The organism is Vibrio sp. V43_P6S15P86 (genome assembly GCF_009904725.1).
In the GTDB taxonomy this organism is placed as follows: domain Bacteria; phylum Pseudomonadota; class Gammaproteobacteria; order Enterobacterales; family Vibrionaceae; genus Vibrio; species Vibrio diabolicus.
Window position 1 is genome coordinate 1 of the sequence record NZ_WXWT01000318.1, and the last position, 5,467, is coordinate 5,467.

Here is a 5,467-nt window from a genome sequence, read left to right on the forward strand (position 1 = left end):
GTATTAACTTAAATCATGCATACCACAATAATCCGGTCATCCAGATCCGAGATTTATGCGTCGATTACATCACCGATAATGGTGATTTCAATGCGGTAAAATCCGTCAGCTTCGATATCGGCAAAGGGGAAGTATTTGGGCTTGCTGGTGAATCGGGATGTGGCAAAAGCACGATCGCATTCTCGATCAATCGTCTCCATAAGCCGCCAGCGTTCATTTCTGGCGGTAAAATATTATTTGATGGCAAAGACATTCTTAGCCTCTCAGATTCTGATCTAACCGCTCTGAGGTGGAGTGAAATCGCCATGGTGTTTCAAAGCGCGATGAACTCACTCAACCCTGTCTTAACGATCCAAGAGCAATTCGCAGATGTATTGCGTCATCACCAAGGACTCACCAACGCTCAAGCGAAAGATCGAGCAGAAAAACTATTGGACTTGGTCAATATTCCACGAGAACGGTTAACGGAATACCCTCACCAATTTTCAGGTGGAATGCGTCAGCGCTTAGTGATTGCTATTGCTTTGTCTTTGAACCCTAAGCTGATCATTATGGATGAGCCCACAACCGCTTTAGATGTGGTGGTACAAAGGGAGATTTTACAGCAAATCTATCAGCTTAGAGATGAATTTGGCTTCTCAGTACTCTTTATTACGCACGACTTGGCGCTGATGAGCCAATTGTGTGATCGCATTGCCATCATGCGGCATGGAGAAATCGTCGAAGTCAATCAGGCATACGAAATTCGCAATAATCCTCAACATCCCTACACACAAAAGCTATGGGCTTCTTTTCCAAACATCCACGACGTCCACAAACAACCAGAACGACCAGGAGCGCAATCATGAATCAGCCTATCATCCAAATGAAAAACGTGATTAAAGAATTCAGAGTAGGCGGTGGTTTAGCGAAAGAGGAAACCTTCCGTGCGCTCCAAGGCGTGAGCTTTGATCTGTATGCAGGAAAAACGCTGGCTTTGGTTGGAGAATCAGGCTGTGGTAAAAGTACGTGTGCTCGCTTGATCACTAAAGTCTATCCGGCAACAGAAGGCGAGATCCTTTTCAATGGCACTAATATCAATGAGATTACGTCACGCTCAGCGCTCCAAGAGTATCGCAGTAAAGTACAAATGGTGTTTCAAGATCCGTTTGGTTCACTCAATCCAACTCATACCATTCGCCATCACCTCACACGCCCTTTAAAGATTCATAAGCAAATCAAAAGCGAGCGTGACATTCCTGCCCGTTTGGAAGCGCTTTTAAATTTGGTGGAACTACCTGAAGAGACATTAAATAAGTTTCCTCACGAGCTTAGTGGTGGACAACGTCAGCGAGTAAACTTAGCACGTGCTCTCGCCGTCGGTTCGCAAATCATTCTTGCGGATGAGCCAACATCGATGCTGGATGTCTCCATTCGCCTCGGGGTACTGAATCTAATGCAGCGCATGAAGCAAGAGCTAGGAATCGGCTTTTTGTACATTACTCATGATTTGGCGACCGCACACTACATCGCGGAAGAAACAGCTGTGATGTACAAAGGGCAAATCGTTGAATGGGGTGATACACACTCAATACTGAAGAATCCGCAGCACCCGTACACCAAACTATTGATTTCAGCCGTTCCCGATCCAGATCTTCCTTTTGGTAACTTAGTGAAAAGTGAGCCAAACTATTCGATAGATGCCGATGAAATTCGTAGTCGTAGCAGCATCATTGTCGACGAATTTGATCAAATAGGACCCAATCACTATGTAAAACAATGGACTGAGGCTGCGTAATGGAATTGAGGACTTGGCAAGATCAGATCGCCATGTGGTATGAACATCGGAAGCATGATCAAGTTGAAAACCTGGAAGCGATCTTATATCAAGCGCCCGACGGCGTGTTTGGCCCAGAACTGAACGAAGTTCAAAGCAAAGCGATTGCTTGCTGGCTAGACGGTTGTTTACGTGTGTTTCAACATGCTAGGTACCGAGATCCTCAAAAAGCGTATCAAACCTTGCTTTACACGAGCGCAAAGCTCGAGCAAGCGGCATGTCAGGTATCGACCGATATTCTGATCAAAGATTGGTGTTTAAAGCGACTTCAGCACCTTACCGTTTTAGCGTTAGAGTTTTGTAATCAGCAATGCGATCAAAATGAGTGGCAACAACAAGCACATAACTTGATCGAGTCGCATGTTGCTTTGATGCGTTCTTTACACTGGAATGAAGCCAAGAAGCATGATCAAGGTTTATCTCATTAATCTGGAAAAATGATCAAGGCTTACTTTGAGGAATTTGAGGTAAAAAAAAGCGAGTTTCCTGAGGAGAAACTCGCGAAGTCTATTCAGAATGAATGTAACAATATGAGCCAATCTATTAATCATCAGAAAGGACAAAAGGTTGTCTATTCGTGATAAATAGTAGTCTCAGGCTTGGCTCCTAATGTCAGTGATTTGTTAGAGTTAAGTCTGTTTTTTATCATCGAAAGACATTGTTACATTTCAAATCAATACGCCACGCCTATTGCTTGATACACATCAAGCAACGCTTTTAAATCGCCATTTCATCCAGAGCGCGGAATACCATTTCATCCATGTGGCCATCGAAGATTTGACGGCACACCTTCCGACGTACCGCTAATCCAGCAATCAAGCGCTCAATGGTAAGATGCTTAATATCATTTTGAGTGTTAAACAGCTCGACGGTTTTGCTTAATGTCTCATAAGGAATTGGCTCATCCCCTACCCTTAGCCAATCAAGCTTCTCTATGTAATCAGAGCACTCTTCTTTGATTGAGGCATACGAGTGCCCTGTCATCGCAGATAAAGCCGTTATACTGCGTTCTAGAGCCTCTGGTGAGGTATATTTAGATAAAGTAATGGTGATCTCGTCTGCATTGATCTCTACCAGGTGTTTTCTTTGCTTCACGCGGCGGCCTAAATTCCCTCTTGGAGATGGCGCTTTGCGTTGGATAGGCTCAAATTCGCCGTCTATGATGCCTGAGAGCTCTTCAAGCTGTTGTCGGGTAACCATCTCATTACGAAGTGGGTTTGGCAGCGTAGGCGCCATGTTACGCTTTCCTGCGTTGGTTGTTCGCGCACGTGAATAACGTAAGACTTCTTCCACATCGCATTTAATATCGATCTGGTAGTCCATCACTTTGTCATTCTCGATCATAGTTTCGATCGTCAGGTGATAACCCCACAAATTCACGACAAACAGCTCATCCGTTCCCTTACCATCCGATAAACGCTTCAGCTCTCGGATCAAATCCATCGAGAATCGTCGCCATTCGATGTTACGTGCCAGCTTCTGGTTTAATTCACTCAGCAGCATGCAGTCAGTATGTCGACGAACCATGCGGCTACGGAAGAAAGAATACAGTTGGAATACCAAAGTATGCTGCTTCAAGATCTCTGGTGGGAACAAGAAGAAATAATCACGCGTTAATAGTTCTTCATAAAACGAAGGCTCCCAAACCAAAATGTACAAGTTTGGTTTGATACGAATTTCACCATCGCTTCCCTCTACAGGCGCTTCTTCAGATGCAGTGATGGTTCGAGCAAGAAAACGAAAACGGTCACTTTTGAATCCTTCTGGCATGTTTTCACTTAGCCAACGACCAGTAAGTTCATGCAGCTGGAAATCGGTAAACTCAATACGATCAATGCTGTCACGAATAGAATCACGTGCTGGACCACTGTCTTTTTTGCCTCGAAGCGACAAAATATCAGTAATGTATAACGGCGTCTTGTTCGGCACGTGTGCTGCGTCGAGTTGATACTGATCTTTGTGATGATCATGGTATTGCACGGTCAATGTGAACAGAGCAAACAAGGTCATCAGATCATCCACAGTCATGATATTTTTGGATGATCGCGTTTCAATAACCGCTTTGGTACCAGAGATCGACACCATGGATTTCTGATAACTTTTTCGAGTTCTTGGTGGTGCAAGTGCTTGGTCGATGATCCCAGCCCAATTCGTTGGAGACACGACAAATTGATCGGCTTCATCTTTCATCGTTGGAGGGGTATTCAACCCATGTTCATTCAACAAACGCTTGTTTACTTGGGTTTGAGCCAATGCTTTTGAACGTTTTTGCTTTTCGTTTTGGCGTACTTTGTCTGTAACAAGACTTGTTGCACCCAACACTGAAATAAGCTGATTAGGATTAACAAACTTATGTAACATCGTCTTACCAGCAAGTCCTTCTTCAAACCGCACTGGAGTTTGAGTAAACAAACCAATGTTTACTGCTGCACGTAAGCGTTGTTGCAGAGCTGCACGAGTGAGTTGTCCGTCCGTTGCTTCCACAATCTCTGTGGTTGAAACCAATCCATCTTTGCTGCTGAAACCTCGCAATGAGATCAGATTAAGCAATTCTAAGATGCTTTTGGTCACCCCTTTGAAATGTTGGTACTGCTCTACCCAATCTGCAGAGGATTCATGTACCTCAAAAAGATGGCCATCCTTATGGCTTCTAGGTGCTTTAATCAGAATTTTTTCATCAGCCGTCATTTTAGATCCAGATCACACTAGCCGTAGTTGTGCTATGGTTCCGAAGAATAAAGAAAAACAGATCATAAATAAAGAAAAAAGATTGTTTTTTAAATAACTGATCTTTTTGATTAATCTGATCTTAATTGATTATATGATCTAATGATCTGGCTATCGTTTTGCTCCTAAGTGCCTGTTCTGTAAAGTGATTATTTTTATGCGTATCGGAACTATGATCATGCTAATTCTGAAACTATGATCAATAATAACCTGAAAGCATGATCATATTTACTCGTAAGCATGATCATTAAGTTTATGAAAAGATGATCAAAAGAGTCTTGAAACGATGATCATGATGTTTTTACAGGTTATCCACAGATGCTATGTTTAATAATGTCTTAATGAGGATTTTATTGAGCATTGTCGATGTTATTGATACTCGGATCGATGATCAAGAGCTGAGATAGCTATCGTTCTGGAGACAATATTGATGATAAATTACTCATGTGATGAAAATGCATCCAAGTAGCTCTTATTCCGCAGTAAAACCTAATTTCGGGCTATTCTTAGGAAGCATGATCATGAGAGTAAGATTTATCATAGTAACTTGAACAATTTCATTGTTCCGGCTTCTCTATCCACTAATTTCTTCTCCATCCCCCATTCTGACTGCATTCAACCGTAAATTAGAGACAAAAACTCATGCTTCCGAGAGATTCTATAGCTTGATCATATTTCCGATTGATGGATCTTATTTAATCCGCGTGTTTACACCCTCGTCTACTCTATTTTTCCATGATCATGCTTTCGTATTTGTGTTTTATCATGGAAGCATGATCATAAGCATACCTTGATCATACTTCCATAGGAGCATCACTTGAACAGCCCTTTTTGGCTCGGATACATGATCAAGGTTGTTATTAGCGTTCATGTTGAAAGATTGCTTTCTATTTTTTGTTTAAATTAGGTTGGCCTAACATAATC

At 42.4% G+C, this 5,467-nt stretch carries 4 protein-coding genes; 3 read left to right on the forward strand and 1 reads right to left on the reverse strand.

Annotation, left to right across the window (positions count from 1 at the left end):
- The first annotated feature begins 2 nt into the window (after positions 1 to 2).
- From CAG69_RS14050 to CAG69_RS14060, 3 genes are read left to right on the forward strand one after another with little or no spacing between them, the layout of a single operon-like run.
- Positions 3 to 848: an ATP-binding cassette domain-containing protein gene (locus tag CAG69_RS14050; protein WP_161444768.1), complete on the forward strand. Its 846-nt coding sequence runs from the start codon at positions 3 to 5 to the stop codon at positions 846 to 848.
- Positions 845 to 1,777: an ATP-binding cassette domain-containing protein gene (locus tag CAG69_RS14055; RefSeq protein WP_006740905.1), complete on the forward strand. Its 933-nt coding sequence runs from the start codon at positions 845 to 847 to the stop codon at positions 1,775 to 1,777. Before CAG69_RS14050 ends, CAG69_RS14055 begins: the two co-directional genes overlap by 4 nt.
- Positions 1,777 to 2,244 carry a transcriptional regulator gene (locus CAG69_RS14060; protein ID WP_152813703.1) on the forward strand — a complete coding sequence of 156 codons (468 nt, stop codon included), beginning with the start codon at positions 1,777 to 1,779 and terminating at the stop codon, positions 2,242 to 2,244. Before CAG69_RS14055 ends, CAG69_RS14060 begins: the two co-directional genes overlap by 1 nt.
- Positions 2,245 to 2,533: 289 nt before the next feature.
- On the opposite strand, the gene CAG69_RS14065 is transcribed toward CAG69_RS14060, so the two are convergent.
- The gene (locus tag CAG69_RS14065) at positions 2,534 to 4,504 is read right to left on the reverse strand and encodes a replication initiator protein RctB domain-containing protein (protein ID WP_005392102.1); all 1,971 of its coding nucleotides are present in this window, start codon (positions 4,502 to 4,504) and stop codon (positions 2,534 to 2,536) included.
- Positions 4,505 to 5,467 lie beyond the last annotated feature (963 nt).

What these genes read in the sequence shown, in the direction of transcription:
- CAG69_RS14065 (WP_005392102.1), bottom strand. Translation starts at nt 4,504, where the DNA reads ATGACGGCTGATGAAAAAATTCTGATTAAAGCACCTAGAAGCCATAAG.
- CAG69_RS14060 (WP_152813703.1), top strand. Translation starts at nt 1,777, where the DNA reads ATGGAATTGAGGACTTGGCAAGATCAGATCGCCATGTGGTATGAACAT.
- CAG69_RS14055 (WP_006740905.1), top strand. Translation starts at nt 845, where the DNA reads ATGAATCAGCCTATCATCCAAATGAAAAACGTGATTAAAGAATTCAGA.